Source organism: Klebsiella terrigena (assembly GCF_012029655.1).
GTDB lineage: Bacteria > Pseudomonadota > Gammaproteobacteria > Enterobacterales > Enterobacteriaceae > Klebsiella > Klebsiella terrigena.
On sequence record NZ_CP050508.1, the window covers coordinates 4,485,908 to 4,510,066 of the forward strand.

Here is a 24,159-nt window from a genome sequence, read left to right on the forward strand (position 1 = left end):
GAGGAGCAGCGGCAAGGAAAGGCGACCGAATTATGAGACCGGATATCAGCAGCTTAGTTCGTCTGCCAGGCGCTAAGAATTGTTTCTGTGGATTTCACGCGTACAGGATTGCCGGGGACGGTCAGCGTACGCCAGACCTCGTTATAGTGGGCAATCAGCGTTTGCGCCTGCGCCGCCGGGCGGTTAGCGGTAGTATGCGCATCTTCGGCGACGGTTAGGGCATAGCCGCGGCTGGCGCCGTTTTTGATGGTGGTATCAACGCAATAGTCCGTTGCGCAGCCGCAAATCACAAACTGCGTAATGTCCTGCTCGCTCAGCACCTGCGCGAGGCGGGTCTGGTAAAACGCATCGCAGGCGGTTTTGGTGACAAAAATTGCATTTTCCGGCTGCTCCATCTCAGGCAGCAGCGCAAAACCTTCGCTTCCCTCTTCCAGCCCGCCATCCTCTGCGTGCTGAATAAAAATCACGCGATCCGCCGCGCGGATCAGGCGGTTAATTTGTGCGACGCAGCGCTCACGCTCAATACGCGGGGTCGCAAAAACGCCATTTTGCATATCTACTACCATTACTACCCGTTGAGCGGCCATGTCTCTCTCTCTTACAACCTGATTAACCAAACAATAATCATACGCGCCCGCCGGGTAAAGCGGGTATCGAAAGCGTAAAAAATCGTTTTTTACGCACCGTTACGTTTTTCCGTGAAATATTGTCGTCATTGCGCTTCGCTGTGCGCCGCTTCGTAGTATAAATACGCTCTATATCTCTTTTCATCATATGGATACCCCCGTTGAAACGTAGTCTGCTCATTTTTGCTGCGCTGTGCGCGGCGTCGTGGACATCGGTCCAGGCTGCTCAACCGAGCGTCGATCCGGAATTTGCCTCCGATGTTGTCGACCGTTATGCCAACCATATCTACTACGGTAGCGGCGCCACCGGCATGGCGCTGGTCGTCATCGACGGTAACCAGCGCGTTTTTCGCAGCTTTGGCGAGACGCGTCCGGGCAATAATGAACATCCTCAGCTGGATTCCGTTATCCGCATCGCCTCACTGAGCAAGCTGATGACCAGCGAAATGCTGGTGAAAATGCTCGATCAGGGGGTGGTGAAGCTTAACGATCCGCTGAGCAAATACGCTCCGCCGGGCGCTCGGGTGCCGAGCTATCAGGGCACGCCGATTACGCTGGTTAACCTGGCGACGCATACCAGCGCCCTGCCGCGTGAACAGCCCGGCGGCGCGGCGCACCGCGCGGTCTTCGTCTGGCCAACCCGCCAGCAGCGCTGGGAATGGCTGTCGACGACGTCGTTAAAAGCCGCGCCCGGCTCGCAGGCCGCCTACTCCAACCTCGCGTTTGATCTGCTGGCGGACGCCCTGTCGAACGCCGCGGGCAAGCCTTATCCGCAGCTGTTTGAAGAGCAAATTACCCGCCCGCTGGGCATGAAGGACACCACCTTTACGCCATCGCCGGATCAGTGTGGCCGCCTGATGGTCGCCGAGAAGGGCGCCAGCCCGTGCAACAACACCCTGGCGGCGATCGGCAGCGGCGGCGTTTACTCCACGCCGGGCGATATGATGCGCTGGATGCAGCAGTTCCTCTCCTCTGATTTTTACACCCGCGGCCAGCAGGCTGACCGCATGCAGACGCTGATCTATCAGCGCAGCCAGCTGACCCGCGTTATCGGTATGGACGTGCCGGGGAAAGCCGATGCGCTGGGCCTTGGCTGGGTTTATATGAAGCCGAAAAATGGGCATCCGGGCATTATTCAGAAGACCGGCGGCGGCGGCGGATTTATTACCTACATGGCGATGAACCCGCAGGCTAATGTGGGCGCCTTCGTGGTGGTCACCCGTTCCTCGCTGACGCGCTTTAGCAATATGAGTAACGGCATCAACGACCTGGTCAGCGAACTCAGCGGCGAAAAACCGCTGCCCGTTCCCGAATCCTGATTAATATTCTGAAGGCAAATGGTTGATGCTGACCAGTTTGCCTTTATCCATTTCGATATAGCCGCCCTTACGCAGAGCAGCAAGCACTTCGGCAACAACGGAGCGCGAAATACGTGTTTTTTGATGAATATAATTCATAACACCAATACGGAAACGTAATTCTTCGTCCCAGTCAATCATCGACAGCAGCGTTGCGCGAATTTGCTCATAGGAGTTATTACCGATTAGCTGCAGGTCGCGTAGCTCCATAATGCGGTTATGCCATACCAGCCAGCAGAATGCGTCGCGCCACAAATTATTCTGGTCGATTATTTTAATCGCTAGGGAGGAAGGCAGGTGGTATCCGCTGCACTCTCCCTCGGTCATTAATTTATATTTCACCTCATTTTTCATTACCCCATCGGCCAGCCCGATAATAAAAGGGGCCTGAGCGATGCCCACAAGGATATTTTCACCTCGGCGCAGCGAGATTACACCGGCTAAAATAACCACCGTTTGGTCGCAATGTATATCGTTCGAAAATATAATCTGCTTTTCACTACAAAAATCGAAGCGCGTGCCGTATTTTGACAGGCATTGATCCAGCTGACCAAATTCATTAAGCGGTTTACTCAGTGATAGCATTTATGCATTCCTGACAATAATGCCCGTCAACTCCTTGACGGGCATACTTTTAGATTAAATAACCTTTAATGTTTTATCACTGCAAACTATCTTACCAGGTGTATTTAACGCCCACGTTAGCAGACCAGTCCTGATCCACATCCCCGCCGCCGAGGTAGCTCACATCGGAGTAGGCGCTGAAGCTGCGGGTAAAGCTGAACTGCGTACCCAGCCCAACGCGTACCGCAGAACCTTCGGTGCCGTTATCGATAGCATCCCCGTTGACCTTAGCGTTGTTGTCGGCATCGTCATACACGTAGGCCAGCTTGAAGTAAGGCGTAAGGGCCTGATCGCTGCCGTAGCTAAAGGTGTAGCCCGTGTCAACGCCCAGCTCATAGCGCATGCTGTCGTAAGACTGTTCGCCCACTTTCATGCCGTTGCTCAGGCGGTAGTCGTCCCCGGACTGGAACAGGCCGGATACGCTGCCGTACGGGGTCACATAGCCCGCATCGCCCAGCTTCCAGTCGTAGCCCAGCTTCAGACCAAAGCCCCAGGCGTCTGTGGAAGTCCTGCCGTCGACGTACTGGCCGTTGCTCATGTTGGCAGACAGCTCGTTGCTGAAGCGAGAGTAGTTCAGAGAACCGTCAACAAAAACGTTGTTTGCAAAGCGAGCGGACGAGTAGACGTAGGCCGTCTGGCTGTCCTGATCCACCTGACCGCTGCGATCGCTCAGGTCGCCTTTCACGAAGCCCGCTGCGGCCCCGACGATCCACTGAGCATGGTTCCCCTCAATTTTGCTATCCAGCCCCAGCATGACGCCGTTCACGTTCTGATCGTAGCTGATAGCGTCATTGTCGCCGTTGAAGCTACCGCCAAAGTAGCTGCCCCAGACGCCGCCGTTATCCGCCAGACCATGCCGGGAGTGGGTCAGACGAGTCGCCACGGTATCCTGCTGCAGGTTCCAGATATTGCTGTTAGCGGACGGGATGCTGAGCGCCATATTTGCGTAATCGGTCAGCGACCGCTGCTGCATAACCACCACGTTGCCTTCCTGCTTAGCCTGCCAGGTGTAGGCACCCAGATCGGCTTTGTTTGCCGCAGAGAAGGTGGCGGTGCTGCTCTTGTCGTTAACATAGACCAGCTCTTTGCCTTTGTAATCAGCAATGGACCCCGTACCGACCGCGTTATCAATACGCACTTTATAGTTGCCGGCGGCGGCCGCAACGTTGTCACCCGCGTTATCCACTTCGGACTGGTCAAAAGAGGTATCGGAGTCACCGTTGCCGTTGATGGTCAGGTGACCATCAGAGTTCATGGCGATGATGCCGTAGCCGTAGTTAGGCTTAGCGGTATCGTTAGTGCGATCGTTGGTTAAATCGGCATTCAGCACGAAGCGATTGCTGTGAACATTAAACACGCCAGCATGTACATCCCCGCGGGCATCCGTCGAGCTGGTCAGGTTCAGCGTATCGGCCTGCAGCGCGTACGCCGTGCCGTTGCCGACGTCCAGAATACCGTCGTGAGTCACATTGACGAAGTTGGCATACAGCGCGGCATCATCCACGCCCCAGCCGGCGGAGACATCGTCGGCAATCGTGACGGTACTGCTGTCGATTGTCAGCGCGTGGGTCGCCACGTGGCCATCTTCATCGATCTTCAGGACAGAGCCGCCGGTCAGAGAGATAGTGTCAGAGACCAGGGTGGAGTCCGCTACGTTGACCACAGAACCGCTGTTGATGCTTAAAGTATCAATCAGCGACGTTTTGGTCGTATCCCACCGTGAACCGCCGTTCAGCGTCACGTTGAACAGACCGCTCTGATAGACTTCGTTGCCGGCAACGTGACCGCTTTCACTGTAGGCCGTGTCGCTGCTGTTGACACCATAGGTTGACCATGGCCACAGGCTGTTCGCCGCGACATCAATCAGCGTTGCGGTCGCTTCAGTGCCTTCGCCAAAGCTGTCGTAAACGCCATCGCCATCAGAATCGATCTGATGCGTGGAGATCGCGGCCCCCACCCACTTGCTGCCGTTATTCAGCGTGACATCCATACGATCGGTACCATCCCAACCGTTAGTGTCTACGGCAGAATTGGTATCCCGATAGCTGTCCGCACCGTTCGGGAAGAAATTGTGGTCAAAGTTACTGGAAAATAAGATATCCCCCATCAGGGTCGAATGAGTAAGGTTAACCGTCGTCTGCATCGCGTTATCCGCATTCGGATTGGCGATGGCGGATAACGCGACGTCATCAGCATTGAAGCCGGCACCGCCGTTCACGCTCAGGCCGCTCCCGCCGTAATCGCTGGCGTTATTGTTGTTGCCGAACCAGCCGGAGGTGCCTTCATCCGACCATGAGCCGGACGTCACGGTAGAATCCGCTACGCTAATCGTGTTCTGAAACACTTTGCCGCTGTTGACGCCGGTACTGACGGTATTGTCGTCAATATCTCCCCACTCGTAGCCCTGAGTCAGAGTGATGCCGGCAACATGGGAGTTATTTTTGACGACCAGATCGACCTCCTGATCCAGCGTAATGGCCGTCCCCAGATCGTAAACGTCAACAGCATGCGTATCTACGGAGCCATCGGTGTGAGTGCCGTTGTAGGTATAGTGCTCGTAGTTATCATCAATGGTCGAGTTATCAACGGTCAGCGCCAGGCGGTCATAAACGTAGCCGGTAGCGTCACGCCCCACGCAGTCGGTGGTCATGCACTCGGAGGTGATCATCCCGTGAATGGTGCTGTTTTTAATAGTCAGGCTATTGCTGTTCGCGTTGGTAGCAAGACCATCGTCCAGATAGTAAGTCGAGATCACGCCATTAACGACGGACTTATTGATGACCGGATAAATGTCACCGTTATAAATACTGTCCGTCGCATAGTTATTCCAGCCTACATAGCCATTATAGTAAACGCCGTCGGCATAGGCAGCGTCGTTATAATGTTTAAATGTCGTGTAGTTGGTTCCAGATATATCAGTAACAGCACTTGCCTGAGAGGTGATAGCCAAAGTGCAGGCTAATGCTAATTGTGAAACTACAAATTTCTTTTTCCAAGGGTGCATTGTCATCCCTCCTCAGGGACGTAATATCGTTGATCCATCAATTATCAATACGTAGAAGAACATTATTATGCTTCGCGGAACGATTATGCGGTGTCAGCGGGGAAAGGTTCAATTATTCTTTAGCCAAAGTCCGAAACCGGACAATAATTTAATCAGCCCGCCACTCAGAAAGAAAAAATAAACACTCTAACTTCAGTTAATTAGCCACCCAATAAACGCAAGCTATAAAACAAACAAATACATTAGCAAACAAACAAAACAACAATGAATAAGCAGACCAACACTTCCAACCACATTAAATATATAAATCCCATTAACTCCAAAAACATCCAATAAAAAATAAACATTATCTGGGAATATAAATATTCGCTATGCGCATGCAATTCAGGAACCCATTATTATTGCCAGCGCCGTTCGCGAGGTGAGATTTTAAGCCACTTTCGTAAAACGCCCGCCCTCAGGTTCGGGTATACTGCGGTCTTTCATTTCACAAAATCAGGCAAACCATGACAGATTTAATCACTCGCCCGCGCCGCTTGCGTCAGTCCGCTTCGCTACGAGCTATGTTTGAAGAGACAACACTGAGTTTGAATGACCTGGTGTTGCCGATCTTTGTTGAAGAAGAAATCGACGATTACAAAGCCATCGAGGCCATGCCCGGCGTGATGCGCATCCCGGAGAAACACCTGGCGCGTGAAATCGAGCGTATCGCTAACGCCGGTATCCGGTCGGTGATGACCTTCGGTATTTCCCATCACACCGATGCCAACGGCAGCGATGCCTGGAACGAAAACGGCCTGGTCGCGCGGATGTCGCGTATCTGTAAGGATGCGGTACCGGAGATGATCGTGATGTCCGATACCTGCTTCTGCGAATACACCTCCCACGGCCACTGCGGCGTACTCTGCGAGCACGGCGTAGACAACGATGCCACCCTCGTGAACCTCGGCAAGCAGGCGGTTGTTGCGGCAGCGGCCGGCGCTGATTTTATCGCGCCATCCGCCGCGATGGACGGTCAGGTGCAGGCTATTCGCCAGGCGCTGGATGCCGCCGGCTTTACCCGCACGGCCATCATGTCCTACTCCACCAAGTTTGCCTCTTCGTTCTACGGCCCGTTCCGCGAAGCGGCGGGCACCGCGCTGAAGGGCGATCGTAAAACCTATCAGATGAGCCCGATGAACCGCCGGGAAGCAATTCGCGAGTCGCTGCTCGATGAAGCCCAGGGCGCTGATTGCCTGATGGTGAAACCGGCCGGCGCCTATCTTGATATCCTGCGCGATATCCGCGAGCGCAGCGATCTGCCGATCGGTGCTTACCAGGTTAGCGGCGAGTACGCGATGATCAAATTTGCCGCTCAGGCGGGCGCCATCGATGAAGAAAAAGTGGTTCTGGAAAGTCTTGGAGCCATTAAGCGCGCCGGCGCGGATCTGATCTTCAGCTACTTCGCCCTTGATCTCGCCGAGAAGAAAATCCTGCGCTAAATCCACCTTGCGGGCGCCAGGCTCCGCGCGCAGGCCGGGAACTCTCCTGACCTGCGCCGCGCTTTCGGGCCTGACAATGCCGAATCTTCACCCAACTGCAATATAAGCGACACTTCCGCCTTCTACTGTCTGGGCAGGACCGAGGAGGAAGCGCTATGTTTAGTCTCGACCATGTACTCGACGACCTGTGGCCTCAGGCCAGGCCCGCCGCCTGGCAAAAGAAGCTGCTAAAAAAACTCCTCCATGAGGAAGAGTTTCAACAATTTGCCGCCCGCCATCGTCACCTGAAGGGGCTCGATACGGTCGAACAGGTGCTGGAACACCTGAATATTCGCTGCGCAATCCCGGCGCACGATCTGGAACAAATTCCTGAACACGGCCCGCTGGTGATCGTTGCCAATCATCCTACCGGTACCCTCGACGGCCTTGCGCTACTCTATGCCGTCTCCCGCGTTCGCCGCGATGTCAAAGTCGTGACCAACCGCCTGTTGACCCACCTTGAGCCGCTCAGCTCGCTGTTCATTCCGGTCGATAATATCAACGGCCGTACCGCTAAAGCCGCGCTGCAGCAAATGGATCGCCAGCTGCAAAACGGCGGCGTGCTGATCTTTTTCCCGGCAGGTGAAGTCTCGCGCCCGACGCGCCGGGGGATCCGCGATAAGAAATGGCACCCCGGCTTTATCAAGCTGGCGACCAAATATCGCGCCCCGCTGCTGCCGGTGTGGATCCGCGCGCACAACAGCGCCCTGTTTTACGCCAGCACCCTGCTTTCAGAAAACCTGCCGCTGCTGCTGCTCATGCAGCAAATGTTCCGTCGCCGCAACAGCAGCCTGCCGATCGGCATTGGTCAGCAGATTGCCTGGTCCAGCTGGTATAGCCCGCAGATGTCTCCTCGGGAGCTGGCGGACCGCTGCTATCGCCACGTCGAGCTGATGGGTAAAGGTCTGGCGGGCATATTTAAAACGGAAAGCGCCATCGCCCGTCCCGAAGACCGCGCGCTGATAAAACGCGAGCTGCACCGCGCGGAGAGCCTGGGGCACACCGCCGATGGCAAAACCATCTATCTGTGGCAGCGCAACGGTCAGGATGACGCCCCGCTGCTGCGCGAGCTCGGCCGCCTGCGGGAAATCGCCTTTCGCGCGGTGGGAGAAGGTAGCGGCAAGCGTCGCGACGTCGACGGCTATGACGACGATTATCTGCATCTGATTCTGTGGGACGAGGAAGATCTGGAGATCGTCGGTGCCTATCGCTTTATGCCCACCGCAATGCAGCTGGAAAAGCGCGGGATGGAGGGGATTTACAGCTATAGCCTGTTCCATTACGACCAGCGGATGGACGACATTCTCCAGTACGGTATTGAGCTGGGGCGCAGCTTTATTCAGCCGCGCTACTGGGGACGGCGCGGGCTGGATTATCTGTGGTCGGGCATCGGTGCCTACCTCGCACGCTACCCGCACTATCGCTATCTGTTCGGCCCGGTGTCGATTTCTGGCGGCCTGCCGCCGGCGGCCCGCGATCTGCTGGTGGCCTTCTATCGGCTGTGGTTCCCGGCGACCCACCCGCTGGCGGAGTCGCGCCGTCCCTATCCCGCTTCGCTACCGGACGTGCTGGCGCAGTTTAGCGGCGAGGATTATGCCGAGGATCTCACCCGGCTGAAGTCCCTGCTCGGCAATCTCGGCTGCGCCATTCCCCCGCTGTATAAGCAATACTCCGAAGTGTGCGAGCCGGGCGGCGTGCAGTTTATCGATTTCGGCAGCGACCCTGATTTCAACAACTGCGTGGACGGGCTGGTGCTGGTGGATTTGACCTACCTGAAGGCCAACCGCTATCAGCGCTATATCGGCGCGCATCTATAAAGCGTCATCTCCCGGCCTGCGGCACGCAACGCCATAGCCGGGCGTCCCGGGGCGCTATCCGGCCCGGTAATACGGCTTATCGCCGAGGATCGTCGCCCGGTGCATGATGCGCCGCTGCGGCAGATAGTCGGCGTTGGCGTAATGCTGGGTCACGCGGTTATCCCAAATCGCCACATCGTTCGGCTGCCAGCGCCAGCGCACCTGAAACTCGGGTTTTGTTATATGGCTAAACAGGAAGCTCAGCAGCGCCTCGCTCTCTTTCTCGGTGACGTCAACAATGCGCGTGGTAAAGCCTTCGTTAACGAACAGCGCCTGCCTGCCGGTCACCGGATGCGTGCGCACCACCGGATGCTGCAGCGGCGGGTTCTTCTCTACCGCCTCCAGCCAGCGCCGGTGCTCCTCTTCGCTGTTGCGGTATTTATACTCCTGGAACGATTTACGGAAATCATGCTCCGCCCGCAGGCCGCTCAATAGCTGACGAAAAGGCTCAGAAAGCGCTTCGTACGCCGCCACGCCGCTGGTCCACAGGGTGTCACCGCCGGTGGACGGCAGCTCTTTCGCCGCCAGAATCGCGCCAGCGGGCGGCGTCTCGATGAACGTGACGTCGGTATGCCAGTTGTCGTTATCCGGCGGATTATCGTCATGGGTGTCGAGCACGATAATTTCATCGACGCCCGGCGCGTGGGGATAGACCGGATGAATATGCAGGTCGCCAAAGCGTAGCGCAAAGTCACGCTGCTGCTGCGGGGTAATATTCTGCTCGCGCAGGAACACCACCTGATGGCGCAGCACCGCGTGATACAGCTGCTCAAACTGGTTATCGCTCAGCGGACGCGCGAGGTCCACGCCGGCGACCTGCGCGCCAATATAGGGCCCCAGCGGGGTAATGCTCAGACGTTCACTCATTGTACTTCTCCATGCCAGGGCGTCAGGCGGCGCTGCAGCGCGCGCAGCCCCAGTTCCAACAGAAACGCAATTATCGCAATCACCGCAATCCCGGCCAGCACCACGTCGGTTGCCAGGAATTCGCCGGCGGATTGCACCATAAAACCTAATCCGCGGGTGGCGGCAATCAGCTCCGCGGCCACCAGCGTTGACCAGCCCACGCCAAGACCAATGCGCAGCCCGGTGAGGATCTCCGGCAGCGCGCCGGGTAAAATAACCAGCCACAACACCTGCGCGCGGCTGGCGCCTAACGACTGGGCGGCGCGGATGCGCACCTGCTGGGCGCTTTTCACCCCCGCCAGCGCCGACATCGCCACCGGGGCGAAAATCGCCAGATAGATCAATAAGATCTTCGACGTTTCGCCGATGCCGAACCAGATAACCATCAGCGGGAGATAGGCCAGCGGCGGCACCGGTCGGTAAAGCTCAATTAACGGATCGAGAATGCCGCGCACCGTCGGGCTCAGCCCCATGGCGATCCCCACCGGAACGCCGAGCAGCACCGCCGCCAGCAGCGCGATGACGATCCGCGTCAGGCTCGCCGCCAGATGCTGCCAGAGGGTGGCATCCATAAAGCCCTGCGGGCCGGCAATGGCGATCAGCTTGTGCAGCACCTGGCCCGGCGGCGGCAGAAACAGCGGGCTAACCAGCTGTAGCGCCGCGACGGCCCACCAGATAGCCAGCAGCACCGCCAGCGTCGCCGCGCTCAGCGTCAGCTGGCGGGAAACCGGCCAGCGCCACTTCAGCGGCCGCCGACGCGGTTTATCGTTGATGACCACACTCATGAGAAGGCCTCCCGTTGTTCGAATACCCGGCTCAGCACGTATTCACGCTGCTCGATAAAGCGCGGATCGGATTTAATGCTGCGGCAGGACTCGCCGGCGACGAAGCGGCGGCCAAAGTCGAGCGGCAGCCGCTCCAGCACCCGCCCCGGTCCCGGCGAAAGCAGCACCAGCTCGGTGGCCATAAACACGGCCTCTTCAATATCATGGGTAATAAGCAGGACCTGCTTGCCGGTCTCGTGCCACAGGCCGAGCAGCAGGGTTTGCATCTGTTCACGGGTAAAAGCGTCCAGCGCGCCGAACGGTTCATCAAGGAGCAGCAGCTGCGGGTTTGCCGCCAGCGCTCTGGCAATCCCCACCCGCTGACGCTGGCCGCCGGAAAGCTGCCAGATAAAGCGTTTTTCAGCCCCTTCGAGGCCCACCTTCTTCAGCATCTGCGCCGCGGTTTCCCGACGGAGCGCTTTGTCCACGCCCGCCAGCTGCAGCCCCAGCGCTACGTTATCCTGCACGTTACGCCACGGCAGCAGACCTTCATGCTGAAAGACCACGCCGCGTTCGGCGCCCGGTCCGGTCACGCGCTGCCCTTCAAGGACGATGCTGCCGTGCTGATAAGGCACGAATCCGGCAATCAGGTTCAGCAGCGTGGTTTTACCGCAGCCCGACGGCCCAAGGACCACCAGCAGTTCACCGCTGTCCAGCGTCAGGTTGATATCCGCCAGCGCCGGTTTGCCGCCGTAGTCGGCAAAGAGATGCGAGATTTGCAGCATCGTGACCTCCTTTATTTCACAAAACGGTCGGTGACGTACTGGCTGTAATCGGCGCCGGCATCGGGTACTTTGCCCTGCTCTTTGAGGAACTTAGCCGTATCGATAATCGCTTTGTTCACCGGCCCGTTCAGCTCCTGCGCCTGCTGCGCCGCGGTCAGGTAGGTATTGCCCTTCACCAGCCCGGGGACGTCCGCATCCGGCACGCCGCTCAGGCGCGACAGTTTGCTGATATTTTCCGGCTGCTTCAGCCACGCGTCCGGGTTAGCGATGTAGGGCTGCTGGGCGTCGATTGCGCTCTTCGCAAAGGCTTTCACAATCTCAGGGTGCTTCTCGGCAAAGTCTTTACGCACCACCCACACGTCCAGGGTTGGCGCGCCCCACTCGCCGACCTGCGACGAATCGGTCAGCACCTTGCCCTCTTTTTCCAGGGCGTTGACCGCAGGAGCCCAAACGTAGGCGCCGTCGATATCCCCGCGCTGCCAGGCGGCAATAATCGCCGGCGGCTGCAGGTTGATAATCTGTACCTGGCCCGGCTTGATGCCCCAGTGCTTCAGCGCCGACAGCAGGCTGTAGTGGGTGGTGGAGATAAACGGCACCGCGATACGCTTGCCGATCAAATCTTCGGGTTTGGTAATGCTCTTTTTCACCACCAGCGCTTCGGAGTTACCGAGCTTTGAGGCGAGGAGGAAGACTTCAATCGGCACCTGCTGGCTGGCGGCTACCGCCAGCGGGCTGGAGCCGAGGTTGCCAATCTGGACATCGCCGGAGGCCAGCGCGCGCACGATGCTCGCCCCGCTGTCGAACTTGCGCCAGTCAACGGTCGCCCCGCTCTCTTTGGCAAAGGTATTGTCCGCCTGGGCGACTTTCGCCGGCTCGGCGGACGTTTGATACGCCACGGTGACGTTGACCGCCTGGGCCTGAAAAGCGGCGAATGCCAGGGCGGCGAAAAGTGTAATGCGCGATGCGTGTGCCATAGTGTCTGCTCCCCTTCGTTGTTATGGGTGCAGTATTTCCGGCCTGATGCGTTTGATGAAGTAATTAAAAATTCTGGCTAATAGCCAATCGTCATTAGAAAAAAAGCGGCAAAAGATAGTTAAAAACGGGGATTGAGAAGCGGGAGCGCTGGCCCCGGTAAGCATTGCTGGGCGAGGGAGACGCCCGGCCAGCGGCGCGCTGCGCCGTCGCCGGGCTATCGGTCAGCGTTTGGCCGCCAGGGCGGCAATATCTTTCGGCGTGGTGCGACAGCAGCCGCCAATCAGTTTTGCCCCCGCCGCCAGCCACTGCGGTAGATACTCGCTGAGGGCAACGCAGGACTCGCCGTGATGGTGCCAGGTTTTGCTCACCGCGTCGTAGTGTTCCCCGGAGTTGGGGTAGACCACCAGCGGCAGCGCGGTCAAACCATGCAGATGCTGTAACGCGGCGGTGGTGTTCTCCAGCGCAATACAGTTAATGCCCAGCGCCACCACCTGCGGAGAGTCCGCAAGCGCCGCCACCACTTCGCTCAGCGGCGTGCCGTCGCTGAGATGCCCGGCGTCGCGCAGGGTAAACGAGAACCAGGCGCGAGCGCGCGGGTACTCAGCCAGCAGCAGCGCCAGCGCCTTAATTTCGGCAAATGACGGCAGGGTTTCGCAGGCCAGCAGATCGGCTCCGGCATCGAGAAGCGCTTCCACGCGCGGGCGATGGAAGGCCTGAAACTCTTCCACGCTGCGCTGGTAATCGCCGCGATATTCCGAGCCATCGGCAAGATAGGCGCCGTACGGCCCCACCGAACCGGCGACCAGCAGCGTACCGGCCTGCGGGTTTTCCGCAAGGTAGGCTTCCCGCGCCTTGCGCGCCAGCTCAACGCTTTTTCCGATCAGCGCTTTCGACTGCGCCTCATCCAGCCCACAGGCGGCGAAGCCCGCCGGAGTGGCCTGATAGCTGGCGGTGATTGCGACCTGCGCTCCGGCGCGGAAATAGTCGAGGTGCACGTCGCGAATCAGCTGCGGATTTTCCAGCAGCACCCGCGCTGACCACAGGCTATCGGCCAGATTACAGCCGCGCGCTTCCAGCTCCGTCGCCATCGCGCCGTCGAGCAGCACAAAGGGCTCGCGGGCGAGGATAGAGGTTAACGGGTTATTCTGCGACATGCTGTTGCTCCCTGTTGAGTTGTCGTGAGTGGGTCAGATACCAGGCACCATAGCACAGCGCCACGAAGGGGATCCCGCACCACAGCGCAATGCGCTGGCTGGGGTCAAACGCCAGGCCCACGCAGGCCACCAGGCATAAAATGAATCCCAGCACCGGCACCAGCGGATACCAGGGCGCGCGATAGTGCAGTTCGCTCAGGGCTTTACCCTGCTGGAGATGGCGACGGCGGAACATAAAGTGCGAGGCGCTGATGCTGAGCCACACCGCCACCACCGCAAAGCCGGAAATCGCCGACAGCGCGACAAACACCGTATCTGGCGCAATTACGCTGGAAAACAGCGCCAGCACGCCGCCAAGCATGCTTACCGACAGCGCGGTCAGCGGCACGCCGTTTTTGTTCACTTTGGCAAAGCACGCCGGCAGAGTCCGCTCGTTCGCCAACGACCACAGCATCCGCCCGGAGGCGTAGAGGCCGGAGTTGGCCGCCGACAGGATCGCCGTCAGGATCACGAAGTTAAAGATATCCGCCGCGTAGGGGATGCCCACCTTTTCAAAGACCAGCACAAACGGGCTTTTCTCCACTCCCGCCTGCTGCATCGGGATCAGCGCCGCCAGCACAAACACGGTGCCGATAAAAAAGATAATCAGCCGGGCGATGGTGGTACGAATGGCGATCGGGATGACCTTATGCGGGTTTTGCGTTTCGCCCGCCGCGATGCCGATAAGTTCGGTCCCGGAGAAGGCGAAGTTCACCGCGACCATGGTCATCAGGATCGGCAGGCCGCCGTGGGGGAACCAGCCTTCAGAGGTCAGGTTACGCAGCCCCGGCGCCGGCGAGCCGTCCTGCATCGGGATAATGCCGAATATCGCCGCCCCGCCGAGAATAATAAAGGCGATGATGGTGATGACTTTGACCAGCGAAAACCAGAACTCGCCTTCGGCAAAGAAGCGGGTAGAGATGACGTTGAGAAAGAAAATCACCGCGCAGAACACCACGCACCATACCCACACCGGCACCTGCGGAAACCAGTACTGCATACAGAAACCGGCGGCGGTAAAGCTCGAGCCGAGCGCCACCGTCCACGTCAGCCAGTAGAGCCACGCTACCGTGTACCCCGTTGCCGGGCCGAGATAGCGGGCGGCGTAGACGTGAAACGCCCCGGTCTCCGGCATCGCCACCGACAGCTCGCCGAGGCACTGCATCACCAGCCAGACCACCAGCGCGCCAATCAGATAGGCCAGCAGCGTTCCCGCCGCCCCGGTGGTCGAGATGATATAGCCGGTATTAAAGAACAGGCCGGTGCCAATCACGCCGCCCAGCGAGAGCATGATCAGGTGGCGGGTTTTCATGGTGCGCTTCAGCGGCTCACCCTGCTGTGGTGTACTTTGCATATTACCTTCTATACGTATGGACATCTAAACATCCAAAGAAGTGCAGTTATACCGCGCCGCAGCTGAAATTGCAAAACAAGCGCCGCTTTCCACGCCGTTTTACGGGCGTTTGCCCGAAAAATGCGCGCGGGTTCTGGGCATTTAAATGACAAAAAGCAAAACGTGATCGGCATAAACACAAAAATAAAACAATGTTGCTATTTTTACAAAACACAACACCTAAAAAGGATAATCAGATGACAACCCGCCCCTTTCCTCTGTTGGCTGCCGCCGCTATCGTCGGCGTCATCCCCTTTCATACGGCTCTCGCCGCCAGCGCGGTGACGTTTGCGGATAAAGTCTGCGACGTCACCCAATACGGCGCAGAAGGCCACCGCCTGCAGATTGCGCTGAATACCGACGCCATTCAAAAAGCTATCGATGACTGCGCCGCCGCAGGTGGCGGCACGGTGCGGGTCCCGAAGGGAAACTATCTGACCAATCCGCTGTTTTTGAAAAGTAATATTCGGCTCAAGCTGGAGAAAGACGCGACTCTCGTCGCCTCAAGCGAAGTCGCAGCCTGGCGCGGAGATGAAAAAACGCAGTATGCCGCAGCGGAAAACGGCTGGCTGCCGTTTATCAGCATCGCCGATGCGCAAAACGTCGCTATCGTGGGTGAAGGGACCATCGACGGCCAGGGAGCGGTATGGTGGGAGCGCTGGCGAGAAAATATTCGCGCCAGCGGCAAGAAAGGCGGCACCGACCGGCCGCGGCTGATCTACATCACCCGTTCGAGCAACGTGCTGATCGACGGCGTGACCCTCACCCACTCTCCCAGCTTCCACATCGTCACCCGCTACGCGCATGATATCGACATTAACGGCACGCGAATTTTATCCCCGTGGCATGCGCCGAATACCGACGCCATCGATCCTATCGACAGCCAGAACATCCGCATCACCAACAACTATATCGACTGCAATGACGACCATATCGCCATCAAAGCGGAGAGAGCCGATCCGCGCTTCCCTGACGGGGTGGTCGATAATATTTACATTGCCAACAATACGCTCAGGCAGGGGCGCGGTATCTCTATCGGCAGCGAAAGCGCCGGCGGCGTCAACAACGTGCTGGTGGAAAACAACACCTTTGAAGGCTCAATGTACGGCATTCGCATTAAGAGCCCGCGCGGCAAAGGCGGTGAGGTCAAAAATATCGTTTACCGTAACACCACCATGCATAACGTCGAGGTGCCGCTGGTCTTCTCCGCCTACTACAAAGCCGCGCCTATCGTGCAGGCCGAGGTCGACAAGCAGCTGCAGGCCGGTGGATTTACCCTCGGCGAGCAGATCTACCCGCCGGACAGCGACCCGAAACAGCCGTTCGACAAATATAAAACCCCGCACTTCAGCAATATCACTGTGGAAAATTTAACCTCCACCGGCGATAGCAAAGCGGCGGCCTATATTATCGGCACCCCGGAGGCGCCGCTGAGCGGGTTCCACTTTAGCAACGTCAACATCGAGGCGACCCGCGGTCTGCGCATTCGTCACGCCGAGCTGGAGACCCGAGGCCTCAACCTGAAGGTAAAAGAGGGCCCGGTGATTCAACAGGACGCGGGCGCCGTCGTTCGCGACTAGCGCTACATTTGTGGGCAGCTGCACCAGGACGCATATCTTTGCGCGCGCAGGCTGCCCTTTTTTGGATCGTCCCGCGGCTAACCCCCCGCGTTTATCGGGGCTCTGACCTGGCACTCTCTTTGCAACCCTCCACATATCTGAAATACCAGGTTCACCAGGCGTCATTATTGCAGGCAGTTTGGGCATGGACAGCGCGCAAAAACCGGAGCGTACACCTGGTACGTGAGGATTTATTCGCTGCGCTCACCCTGCGGGCCGCCCTAAAGGGCGTTCAAAATACTCGCGTATTTTGTTGAGCACTGCCCAGGCCTCAGCTGGCAAATAAAATAGCGTGGTGAGCCGGGTCACTTTATCTGGCGAGGTCGTAAAAATGACAGAGCAAACCACAACGCTAAAAAGAACGCTCGGCAGTTTCCGCCTGTGGGGGATTGCCGTTGGGCTGGTTATTTCCGGGGAGTATTTCGGCTGGAGCTACGGCTGGTCCCAGGCCGGGACGCTGGGATTTCTCATCGTGGCGCTGGCGGTTGCCGCCATGTACTGCGCCTTTATTTTTAGTTTCACCGAGCTGACGACCGCGATCCCCCACGCCGGCGGCCCGTTCGCCTACGCCTACCGCGCTTTTGGCCCGACCGGCGGCTTTATTGCCGGCTTCGCGACGCTGATTGAGTTCGTCTTCGCCCCGCCGGCGATTGCCATGGCGATTGGCGCCTACCTCAACGTCCAGTTTCCGGCGCTGGACCCAAAATGGGTGGCCTGCGGCGCCTACGTCATCTTTATGACGCTGAACATTCTCGGCGTCGGCATTGCCGCTACCTTTGAGCTGATTGTCACCCTGCTGGCGATTTTCGAACTGCTGGTGTTTATGGGCGTGGTCGCTCCGGGCTTCTCGTGGAGCCACTTCACCGCCAACGGCTGGGCCGGAGCGGAGAGCTTCAGCGGGCTGGCGCTGCCGGGAATGTTCGCGGCCATTCCTTTTGCTATCTGGTTCTTTCTGGCTATTGAAGGCGCATCGATGGCCGCCGAAGAGGCTAAAGATCCCCAGCGCACCATCCCCCGCGCGCTGGGCGGCGGGATCCTGACCCTTACCGTATTGGCGCTCGGCGTCATGGTGTTTGCCGGCGGGGTCGGCGACTGGCGGGCACTCGCTAACATCAACGACCCGCTGCCGCAGGCGATGAAAATGGTGGTCGGCAGCAGCAGCGGCTGGCTGCATATGCTGGTATGGCTGGGGCTGTTCGGCCTGGTGGCCTCGTTCCACGGCATCATCATGGGCTACTCCCGGCAGATCTACTCGCTGGCGCGGGCCGGCTACCTGCCCGCCAGCCTGGCAACGCTCAACCGCCGCACCCGCACGCCGCATCTGGCGATCCTCGCCGGGGGCGTGGTGGGCATTGCCGCTATTTTCTCCGACTCGCTGATCACCATCAGCGGGATGCCGCTCACCGCCTGCATCGTCACGATGTCGGTATTTGGCGCTATTGTTATGTATATCACCTCGATGGCGGCGCTGTTCAAGCTGCGCCGCAGCGAGCCGAAACTGATTCGCCCGTTCCGCGCGCCGCTCTATCCGTGGGCGCCGGCCTTCGCTCTGGCGATGGCGGTGCTCTGCCTGGTGGCGATGGTCTGGTATAACACGCTGCTGGCGCTGATTTTTGCGGCCATGATGCTCGGCGGCTACCTGTGGTTTCGTAAAACCGCGGCGGCCCGCGAGCGCGCGCCGGTGGATCCGCAGCTGCGTATAGTCTCCTGAGGAGGCGGCATGTATAAAACAACGCTATCAGGCCAGGTCTGGCGCTTTGATAGTCTGAAGACGCTACTGGCGAAGGCCTCTCCGGCACGTTCCGGGGATGCCCTCGCCGGTATTATCGCCGAGAGCGCCGAAGAGCGGATGGCGGCGAAAATGGCGCTGGCGGAGGTGCCGCTAAAGGCGATCCTCGACAGCCCGCTCATCCCCTACGAGCAGGACGAAGTCACCCGGCTGATTATCGACACTCACGATAGCCGCGGCTTCGCGGCGATTAGCCACCTGACGGTGGGCGACTTTCGCGACTGGCTGCTTGACGACGCCACCGATACCGCCACCCTGCAGCAGGTGGCGCGGGCGATAACCCCGGAGATGGCGGCCGCGGTCAGCAAGCTGATGCGTAACCAGGACCAGATCCTCGCCGCCAGCAAATGCCGGGTAACCACCCGCTTTCGCAATACGATTGGCCTGCCGGGGCATCTTAGCGTGCGTCTGCAGCCCAACCACCCGACCGACGATCTGAAGGGCATCGCCGCCAGCATGCTCGACGGCCTGCTGTACGGCGCGGGCGACGCGGTTATCGGCATCAACCCGGCCAGCGACAGCCTGCCGGTGCTGGCGCAGCTCAACCATATGCTCGACGATATCATTCAGCGCTTTGCGATCCCCACCCAGTCCTGCATTCTGACCCACGTCACCAACACCCTGCAGCTGATTGAGCGCGGCGCGCCGGTGGACCTGGTGTTTCAGTCGGTGGCGGGCACCGAGGCGGCCAACGGCGGCTTCGGTATTAATCTGGCGCTGCTGCAGGAGGCCAGGGAGGCCGCGCTGAGCCTCAACCGCGGTACCCTCGGCAACAACGTGATGTATTTTGAAACCGGCCAGGGGAGCTGTCTTTCGGCTAACGCCCACCACGGCGTCGATCAGCAAACCTGCGAAGCCCGCGCCTACGCCGTCGCCCGCCATTTCGATCCGCTGCTGGTCAATACCGTGGTGGGATTCATCGGGCCGGAATATCTCTATGACGGGAAGCAGATTATTCGCGCCGGCCTCGAGGATCACTTCTGCGGCAAGATCATGGGGCTGCCGATCGGCTGCGACGTTTGCTACACCAACCACGCCGAGGCGGATCAGGATGACATGGACACCCTGCTGACCCTGCTGTGCACCGCCGGGCTGACCTTTTTAATCGGCGTTCCCGGCGCGGACGATATCATGCTCAACTACCAAAGCACCTCGTTCCACGATGCCCTGTACGCCCGCCGCCTGCTGGGCCTCAAGCACGCGCCGGAGTTCGCCGCCTGGCTGACGAAAATGCAGATAACCCACCCGGACGGCGCGCTGCGCCTGACCGACGCCCGCCATCCTCTGCTTTCCGTGATGGCGTAAGGAGAACCGGTATGAATCGCCCCGACGCCTGGAACCCGCTACGTGAATTCACCGCTGCGCGCATCGCGCTGGGCCGCAGCGGCGCCAGCCTGCCAACCCGCGAGGTGCTGAATTTTGGCCTCGCGCACGCCCGGGCGCGCGACGCCATCCACCAGCCTTTTGACAGCGAAGGGTTGATATCCCCGCTGGCGGAGCTGGGCCTCTCGTCGCTGACGGTGCACAGCGCCGCCGCCGATCGGCATATCTATCTTAACCGCCCCGATCTGGGGCGACGGCTGAACGATGAGAGCCGCGCGGACCTCGCCGCCAGCGGCGCGCGTCCCGCCGACCTGCTGCTGGTTATCGGCGACGGGCTCTCCTCTTACGCGGTGCAGCGCCAGGCCCTGCCGCTGATCCGCGCCCTGCAGCCCTATCTGCAGACGCTGGGGCTGAGCCTCGCGCCGGTGGTGCTGGCCCATCAGTCTCGGGTCGCGCTGGGGGATGATATTGGCGAAACGCTGCGGGCCCGCGCGGTGGCGATACTGATTGGCGAACGGCCGGGACTTTCGTCACCGGACAGCCTCGGGGTTTACCTGACCTGGCAACCGCATCGTCAGCGGCTGGAGTCGGAGCGCAACTGTATTTCGAATATTCGCCCGGAAGGGCTGGGCTATGATGCCGCCGCCTTTAAGCTGGCGTGGCTGCTGGAGCAGGCTTTTCTGCGCCGGCTGACCGGCGTGCGTCTGAAGGATGAAAGCGATAATCCGGCACTGCATGGCAGGGTGAAACCCCTGGTCATCGGGAAAGATTAAAGCTGCTCGGGGCTGCGGCAGATAAGTTCGGTCGCCGCAACCGCAAGCAGCCTTGTGCTACACAAAGCACACCTCGTTCCAGTAGGCTTCACGCGTCCTGCGCCGCTCAGTATGTTTTATCATGGCGAAACCACCGCGTTTCGACATTCCCCATATCAATGCCGTACAGGCTGGCGACCGGTAATATGGCCTCCATCATTCGCTGGGTATCCTGCTGTCCGGCTTCAGCGTGAGATAGCGAAGCCAGCCAGCGCGTCATTCGTTGCCATAATGTGAGTTTCATTTTTTCCTCCGTCGGGAAGCGTTTTGCCTGGGTCTATTTCAACCACAGCCTGCGCCGCTCGGGAAATATCAATTCCGTCTTTTCAATCCCGGAAGATGCATATTACGCGTCTTCTCCAGGGCCGCCGGGCGGGCGCCGCCCTATGCCAATACCCATGATCTTGTTAAGTTCTTTTTTGCTATAGATAAGAACTTTTTCTTCTTTGCCGTCAGCGGCCAATCTATGGGAGCGTAATAACCACAGAACATATACAGGGACTTAGGGGATATAATAATGCGCAAGACAAAAACAAAAATTGCACTGGCGCTGGGCATTTTGGTGCTTGCCGCGCAGGCTCAGGCCGACCAGCTGGCGGATATCAAAGCCGCCGGGGTAGTAAAAGTCGCCACCTTCGATGCCAACCCGCCGTTTGGCTCGGTTGACCCGAAAACGCACCAGATCGTCGGCTATGACGTTGATTTCGCCCAGGCGCTGGCTAAATCTCTCGGCGTGAAGCTGGAGCTGGTCGCCACCAACCCGGCCAACCGCATTCCGCTGCTGCAGTCCGGTAAGGCCGATCTGATCGTCGCCGATATCACCATCACCCCGGAACGCGCGCAGGTGATTGATTTCTCAACGCCGTACTTTGTCACCGGCCAGCAGTTCCTCGTGCCGGCTAAGTCAGCGGATAAGCTTGATGACTACAGCAAAGCGCGCATCGGGGCGGTAAAAGGCACCACCGGCGAGCAGGCGCTGCACCAGCGCTTCCCGCAGTCGCGCGTGCTCTCCTATGACGATATTCCGCTGGCGCTGACCGCGCTGCGTAACGGCAACGTGCAGGCGATTACCCAGGACAGCACTATTCTCGCCGGCCTGCTGGCGGAAGCGCCGGATAAAGCCAACTTTAAAATCATCCCCGACCTGCTGAGTAAAGAGGAGATCGGCGTCGGCGTGAAGAAAGGCGAGCCGGCGCTGCTGAAGGCGGTGAACGACGAGCTGGTGAACCTGGAGAAATCTGGCCAGGCGGCAAAAATTTACGACGTCTGGTTCGGCCCGGCGACCAAAACCCCACAGCCGCGCGCGTTTACCATAGAAGCTAAATAATATGTTATCGGGTTTATTTTCACGCTCCGCGGCCTCGGCCGCGGATTTTTCACATCTGCAGAACGCCAGTATCGAACTGCGTAAAGCGGCAAAAAGCTACGGCGATCATCGGGTGCTTAACGGCGTCGATCTGCAGATAAATCCCGGGGAAGTGGTGGCGATCCTAGGGCCTTCCGGATCGGGAAAATCAACGCTGATCCGCCTGATCAACCAGCTCGAAACCCTGAGCGACGGCGAGATCCTGATCGACGGCAGGCCCACGCGTCAGCTCAGCGCCGCCGCGTTACGCCAGCTGCGCAGCCGCGTCGGATTCGTGTTTCAGCAGTTTAATCTCTACGCCCACCTGACGGCGCAGGAAAACATCACCCTGGCGCTGGAGCGCGTGCACGGCTGGGCGAAAAATGACGCCCGCCAGCGGGCGCTGGAGCTGCTGCGGCAGGTGGGGCTGGAGGATAAGGCCAGCCAGATGCCGGCCCAGCTCTCCGGCGGCCAGCAGCAGCGCGTGGCCATCGCGCGCGCCCTCGCCTCTTCGCCGCAAATTATTCTGTTCGACGAGCCAACCTCGGCGCTCGACCCGGAGATGATCGGCGAGGTGCTGCAGGTGATGAAAATCCTGGCGCACAGCGGCATCACCATGGTGGTGGTCACCCACGAGATGCAGTTTGCCCGCGAGATTGCCGACCGGGTGGTGTTTATCGACGGCGGCGATATCCTCGAAGTGGCGCCACCGGCGGAGTTTTTCGCCCGCCCGCAGCACGCCCGCAGCCGCCGCTTTCTGCAAAAGGTGCTTAATCCGCTGCACCAGGAGGGCCTCGAGTGACGCCGATTCTCGACTGGCACGGCGTACTCAGCGGCCAGCCGCTGCAGTGGATCGTCTCCGGGTTTCTCACCACCGTATGGGTCAGCGTTGCCGGGATGGCGCTGGCGACCGTGCTGGCTATTCTGCTGCTGGCGCTGCGCCTCGGCGGCGGCAGGCCGGGGCGCTGGCTGGTGGCCTGCTGGGTTTCGCTGTTCCGCAACACCCCGCTGCTGGTGCAGCTGCTGTTCTGGTACTTTGCCGCCTGGAACCTGCTGCCCCTCGGCGCCCGCGATTTTATCAACGCCGACCACGCCTGGTCGATTCTGCCGGGTAACGTCTGGTGGCTGACGCCGGAGTTTATCTGCTCGATGTGGGGGCTCGGGGTCTTTACCTCGGCGTTCCTGATCGAAGAGATCGCCTCCGGGCTGCGCGCCGTCGGCAGCGGCCAGCGGGAAGCGGCGGTCTCGCAGGGGTTTACCCCGTGGGGAGAGCTGCGCCATATTCTGCTGCCGCAGGGGCTGGCTAACGCCTGGCAGCCGATTGTCGGCCAGTATCTGAACCTGATGAAGCTCTCGTCGCTGGCAAGCGGCATTGGCTTTGCCGAATTGACCTATCAGGTGCGGCAAATTGAAAGCTATAACGCCCACGCGCTGGAAGCCTTTGCCGTCGGCACCGCGCTGTATCTGGCACTCGGCGTGGCGATGGGGCTGCTGCTAACGCGCCTCGGCCCGGGTAATAGTCCGCACAGGAGAACCCAGCATGAACGCTAATCTGGCGGTTATCGCCGACAATCTCGATTACCTGCTGTGGGGACGCCTGGCGGAAGGCATTCCCGGCGGCGTGGCCCTGACGCTGATGATGGCCGTTGGCGCAGCGGCGCTGGCGCTGCCCGGCGGGATTTTACTGGCCGGCGCCGCCTGGCGCTATGGCGGAGCCGTCCGTCGGCTGCTGTTTTTGTGGGCCGAAATCATTCGCGGCATTCCGCTGATTTTCGTCATTTTTTGGCTCTGGTATCTGCTGCCGATGCTCACCGGCAGCGATCTGCCTGGCGCCGTGACGGTGACCCTGGCGCTGGCGTGGTTTACCGCCGCCTCGGTGATGCACTCGGTGCTGGCCGGCCTGCAGTCGCTTCCCGCCGGACAGTATGAGGCGGCGCGGACGCAGGGCTTTTCCGCCGGACAGGCGCTGCGCCTGATCCTGCTGCCGCAGGCGCTGCGCAACGTACAGCCTTCGCTGGTGGGGATTTTTATCGGCCTGTTGAAGGATACGTCGCTGGCGTTTATCGTCAACGTCCCGGAGCTGACCACCGTCGCCGGCCAGGTGAACAACCGCGTCCAGATCTATCCCCTGGCCATTTTTGTCTTTACCGGCGCGGTCTACTATCTGCTGTGCTGCGGCCTGAGCCTGCTGGCAAGCCGCCGTTTTCGCTGGCACAAGCGGCTGAAGCCGGCATAAAAATCGCCGCCGCACCCGACGCGCTGCCTCC

At 59.4% G+C, this 24,159-nt stretch carries 21 protein-coding genes; 11 read left to right on the forward strand and 10 right to left on the reverse strand.

All coding sequences use genetic code 11. From position 1 onward, the window contains the following. Nucleotides 1-53: 53 nt before the first annotated feature. The gene (locus tag HCK03_RS21060; RefSeq protein WP_167692135.1) at nt 54-566 is read right to left on the reverse strand and encodes an isochorismatase family protein; all 513 of its coding nucleotides are present in this window, start codon (nt 564-566) and stop codon (nt 54-56) included. 221 nt (nt 567-787) lie between these two features. On the opposite strand from HCK03_RS21060, the gene ampH reads away from it, so the two are divergent. Further along, nucleotides 788-1,945 (forward strand): D-alanyl-D-alanine-carboxypeptidase/endopeptidase AmpH, encoded by a 1,158-nt coding sequence (ampH, locus tag HCK03_RS21065; RefSeq protein ID WP_041144246.1) that lies wholly within the window; start codon nt 788-790, stop codon nt 1,943-1,945. On the opposite strand, the gene iprA is transcribed toward ampH, so the two are convergent. Both iprA and ehaB read right to left on the reverse strand, forming a co-directional pair. Continuing rightward, nucleotides 1,946-2,569, reverse strand: a complete 624-nt coding sequence (gene iprA / locus HCK03_RS21070) for a hydrogen peroxide resistance inhibitor IprA (protein ID WP_041144245.1) — start codon at nt 2,567-2,569, stop codon at nt 1,946-1,948. Nucleotides 2,570-2,660: 91 nt separating this feature from the next. Further along, the gene (gene ehaB, locus HCK03_RS21075; RefSeq protein ID WP_167692136.1) at nt 2,661-5,612 is read right to left on the reverse strand and encodes an autotransporter adhesin EhaB; all 2,952 of its coding nucleotides are present in this window, start codon (nt 5,610-5,612) and stop codon (nt 2,661-2,663) included. A gap of 506 nt (nt 5,613-6,118) precedes the next feature. Between ehaB and hemB the strand changes: the two genes are divergently transcribed. Continuing rightward, nucleotides 6,119-7,093 (forward strand): porphobilinogen synthase, encoded by a 975-nt coding sequence (hemB, locus tag HCK03_RS21080; protein ID WP_041144243.1) that lies wholly within the window; start codon nt 6,119-6,121, stop codon nt 7,091-7,093. Between the two features lie 155 nt (nt 7,094-7,248). Beyond that, nucleotides 7,249-8,949 (forward strand): bifunctional ornithine lipid synthase OlsF, encoded by a 1,701-nt coding sequence (locus tag HCK03_RS21085; RefSeq protein ID WP_076944625.1) that lies wholly within the window; start codon nt 7,249-7,251, stop codon nt 8,947-8,949. A gap of 54 nt (nt 8,950-9,003) precedes the next feature. Here HCK03_RS21085 and tauD read toward each other — a convergent pair whose 3' ends face one another. The 6 genes from tauD to mmuP form a co-directional block, all read right to left on the reverse strand. Next, complete coding sequence (gene tauD / locus HCK03_RS21090) at nt 9,004-9,855, reverse strand: taurine dioxygenase (RefSeq protein ID WP_167692137.1); 852 nt, start codon at nt 9,853-9,855, stop codon at nt 9,004-9,006. Then, on the reverse strand, nt 9,852-10,679 hold the full coding sequence (gene tauC, locus HCK03_RS21095) for a taurine ABC transporter permease TauC (protein WP_041144240.1): 828 nt from the start codon (nt 10,677-10,679) through the stop codon (nt 9,852-9,854). Before tauC ends, tauD begins: the two co-directional genes overlap by 4 nt. Continuing rightward, nucleotides 10,676-11,443 (reverse strand): taurine ABC transporter ATP-binding subunit, encoded by a 768-nt coding sequence (tauB, locus tag HCK03_RS21100; protein WP_041144239.1) that lies wholly within the window; start codon nt 11,441-11,443, stop codon nt 10,676-10,678. Before tauB ends, tauC begins: the two co-directional genes overlap by 4 nt. Before the next feature lie 11 nt (nt 11,444-11,454). Next, a complete protein-coding gene (gene tauA / locus HCK03_RS21105) occupies nt 11,455-12,417 on the reverse strand; it encodes a taurine ABC transporter substrate-binding protein (RefSeq protein WP_041144238.1) in 963 nt (320 codons plus the stop codon). 222 nt (nt 12,418-12,639) lie between these two features. Further along, nucleotides 12,640-13,572, reverse strand: a complete 933-nt coding sequence (mmuM, locus tag HCK03_RS21110; RefSeq protein ID WP_076944622.1) for a homocysteine S-methyltransferase — start codon at nt 13,570-13,572, stop codon at nt 12,640-12,642. Next, nucleotides 13,559-14,965 (reverse strand): S-methylmethionine permease, encoded by a 1,407-nt coding sequence (gene mmuP, locus HCK03_RS21115; RefSeq protein ID WP_167692138.1) that lies wholly within the window; start codon nt 14,963-14,965, stop codon nt 13,559-13,561. Before mmuP ends, mmuM begins: the two co-directional genes overlap by 14 nt. Before the next feature lie 236 nt (nt 14,966-15,201). Here mmuP and HCK03_RS21120 point away from each other — a divergent pair, with 236 nt between their 5' ends. From HCK03_RS21120 to eutC, 4 genes are all read left to right on the forward strand, one after another. Then, entirely contained in the window at nt 15,202-16,584 is a 1,383-nt protein-coding gene (locus tag HCK03_RS21120; protein ID WP_143717147.1) for a glycoside hydrolase family 28 protein, read from the forward strand. Nucleotides 16,585-16,954: 370 nt separating this feature from the next. Then, nucleotides 16,955-18,334, forward strand: a complete 1,380-nt coding sequence (gene eat / locus HCK03_RS21125) for an ethanolamine permease (RefSeq protein ID WP_041144234.1) — start codon at nt 16,955-16,957, stop codon at nt 18,332-18,334. A gap of 9 nt (nt 18,335-18,343) precedes the next feature. Further along, complete coding sequence (locus tag HCK03_RS21130; RefSeq protein WP_167692139.1) at nt 18,344-19,717, forward strand: ethanolamine ammonia-lyase subunit EutB; 1,374 nt, start codon at nt 18,344-18,346, stop codon at nt 19,715-19,717. 11 nt (nt 19,718-19,728) lie between these two features. Further along, nucleotides 19,729-20,508, forward strand: coding sequence for an ethanolamine ammonia-lyase subunit EutC (gene eutC / locus HCK03_RS21135; protein WP_167692140.1), 780 nt, complete (start codon nt 19,729-19,731; stop codon nt 20,506-20,508). 106 nt (nt 20,509-20,614) lie between these two features. Here the strand turns inward: eutC and HCK03_RS21140 are convergent, their stop codons facing one another. After that, nucleotides 20,615-20,791, reverse strand: coding sequence for a hypothetical protein (locus tag HCK03_RS21140; protein ID WP_041144231.1), 177 nt, complete (start codon nt 20,789-20,791; stop codon nt 20,615-20,617). 273 nt (nt 20,792-21,064) lie between these two features. Here HCK03_RS21140 and HCK03_RS21145 point away from each other — a divergent pair, with 273 nt between their 5' ends. Genes HCK03_RS21145 through HCK03_RS21160 form a run of 4 tightly spaced genes read left to right on the forward strand, consistent with a single transcriptional unit; the run spans nt 21,065 to nt 24,128 of the window. Continuing rightward, nucleotides 21,065-21,874, forward strand: coding sequence for an ABC transporter substrate-binding protein (locus tag HCK03_RS21145; RefSeq protein WP_157349052.1), 810 nt, complete (start codon nt 21,065-21,067; stop codon nt 21,872-21,874). 1 nt (nt 21,875) lies between these two features. Then, the gene (locus HCK03_RS21150) at nt 21,876-22,694 is read left to right on the forward strand and encodes an amino acid ABC transporter ATP-binding protein (protein WP_167692141.1); all 819 of its coding nucleotides are present in this window, start codon (nt 21,876-21,878) and stop codon (nt 22,692-22,694) included. Then, nucleotides 22,691-23,443 (forward strand): amino acid ABC transporter permease, encoded by a 753-nt coding sequence (locus HCK03_RS21155; protein WP_167692142.1) that lies wholly within the window; start codon nt 22,691-22,693, stop codon nt 23,441-23,443. Before HCK03_RS21150 ends, HCK03_RS21155 begins: the two co-directional genes overlap by 4 nt. After that, entirely contained in the window at nt 23,433-24,128 is a 696-nt protein-coding gene (locus HCK03_RS21160) for an amino acid ABC transporter permease (protein WP_135185142.1), read from the forward strand. The genes HCK03_RS21155 and HCK03_RS21160 overlap by 11 nt, the downstream gene beginning before the upstream one ends. The last annotated feature ends 31 nt before the right edge of the window (nt 24,129-24,159 follow it).

What these genes read in the sequence shown, in the direction of transcription:
- tauA (WP_041144238.1), bottom strand. Translation starts at nt 12,417, where the DNA reads ATGGCACACGCATCGCGCATTACACTTTTCGCCGCCCTGGCATTCGCC.
- tauB (WP_041144239.1), bottom strand. Translation starts at nt 11,443, where the DNA reads ATGCTGCAAATCTCGCATCTCTTTGCCGACTACGGCGGCAAACCGGCG.
- HCK03_RS21060 (WP_167692135.1), bottom strand. Translation starts at nt 566, where the DNA reads ATGGTAGTAGATATGCAAAATGGCGTTTTTGCGACCCCGCGTATTGAG.
- eutC (WP_167692140.1), top strand. Translation starts at nt 19,729, where the DNA reads ATGAATCGCCCCGACGCCTGGAACCCGCTACGTGAATTCACCGCTGCG.
- HCK03_RS21150 (WP_167692141.1), top strand. Translation starts at nt 21,876, where the DNA reads ATGTTATCGGGTTTATTTTCACGCTCCGCGGCCTCGGCCGCGGATTTT.
- hemB (WP_041144243.1), top strand. Translation starts at nt 6,119, where the DNA reads ATGACAGATTTAATCACTCGCCCGCGCCGCTTGCGTCAGTCCGCTTCG.
- HCK03_RS21140 (WP_041144231.1), bottom strand. Translation starts at nt 20,791, where the DNA reads ATGAAACTCACATTATGGCAACGAATGACGCGCTGGCTGGCTTCGCTA.
- tauC (WP_041144240.1), bottom strand. Translation starts at nt 10,679, where the DNA reads ATGAGTGTGGTCATCAACGATAAACCGCGTCGGCGGCCGCTGAAGTGG.
- HCK03_RS21145 (WP_157349052.1), top strand. Translation starts at nt 21,065, where the DNA reads ATGCGCAAGACAAAAACAAAAATTGCACTGGCGCTGGGCATTTTGGTG.
- tauD (WP_167692137.1), bottom strand. Translation starts at nt 9,855, where the DNA reads ATGAGTGAACGTCTGAGCATTACCCCGCTGGGGCCCTATATTGGCGCG.
- HCK03_RS21160 (WP_135185142.1), top strand. Translation starts at nt 23,433, where the DNA reads ATGAACGCTAATCTGGCGGTTATCGCCGACAATCTCGATTACCTGCTG.
- mmuP (WP_167692138.1), bottom strand. Translation starts at nt 14,965, where the DNA reads ATGCAAAGTACACCACAGCAGGGTGAGCCGCTGAAGCGCACCATGAAA.
- HCK03_RS21120 (WP_143717147.1), top strand. Translation starts at nt 15,202, where the DNA reads ATGACAACCCGCCCCTTTCCTCTGTTGGCTGCCGCCGCTATCGTCGGC.
- eat (WP_041144234.1), top strand. Translation starts at nt 16,955, where the DNA reads ATGACAGAGCAAACCACAACGCTAAAAAGAACGCTCGGCAGTTTCCGC.
- mmuM (WP_076944622.1), bottom strand. Translation starts at nt 13,572, where the DNA reads ATGTCGCAGAATAACCCGTTAACCTCTATCCTCGCCCGCGAGCCCTTT.
- iprA (WP_041144245.1), bottom strand. Translation starts at nt 2,569, where the DNA reads ATGCTATCACTGAGTAAACCGCTTAATGAATTTGGTCAGCTGGATCAA.
- HCK03_RS21085 (WP_076944625.1), top strand. Translation starts at nt 7,249, where the DNA reads ATGTTTAGTCTCGACCATGTACTCGACGACCTGTGGCCTCAGGCCAGG.
- HCK03_RS21130 (WP_167692139.1), top strand. Translation starts at nt 18,344, where the DNA reads ATGTATAAAACAACGCTATCAGGCCAGGTCTGGCGCTTTGATAGTCTG.
- ehaB (WP_167692136.1), bottom strand. Translation starts at nt 5,612, where the DNA reads ATGCACCCTTGGAAAAAGAAATTTGTAGTTTCACAATTAGCATTAGCC.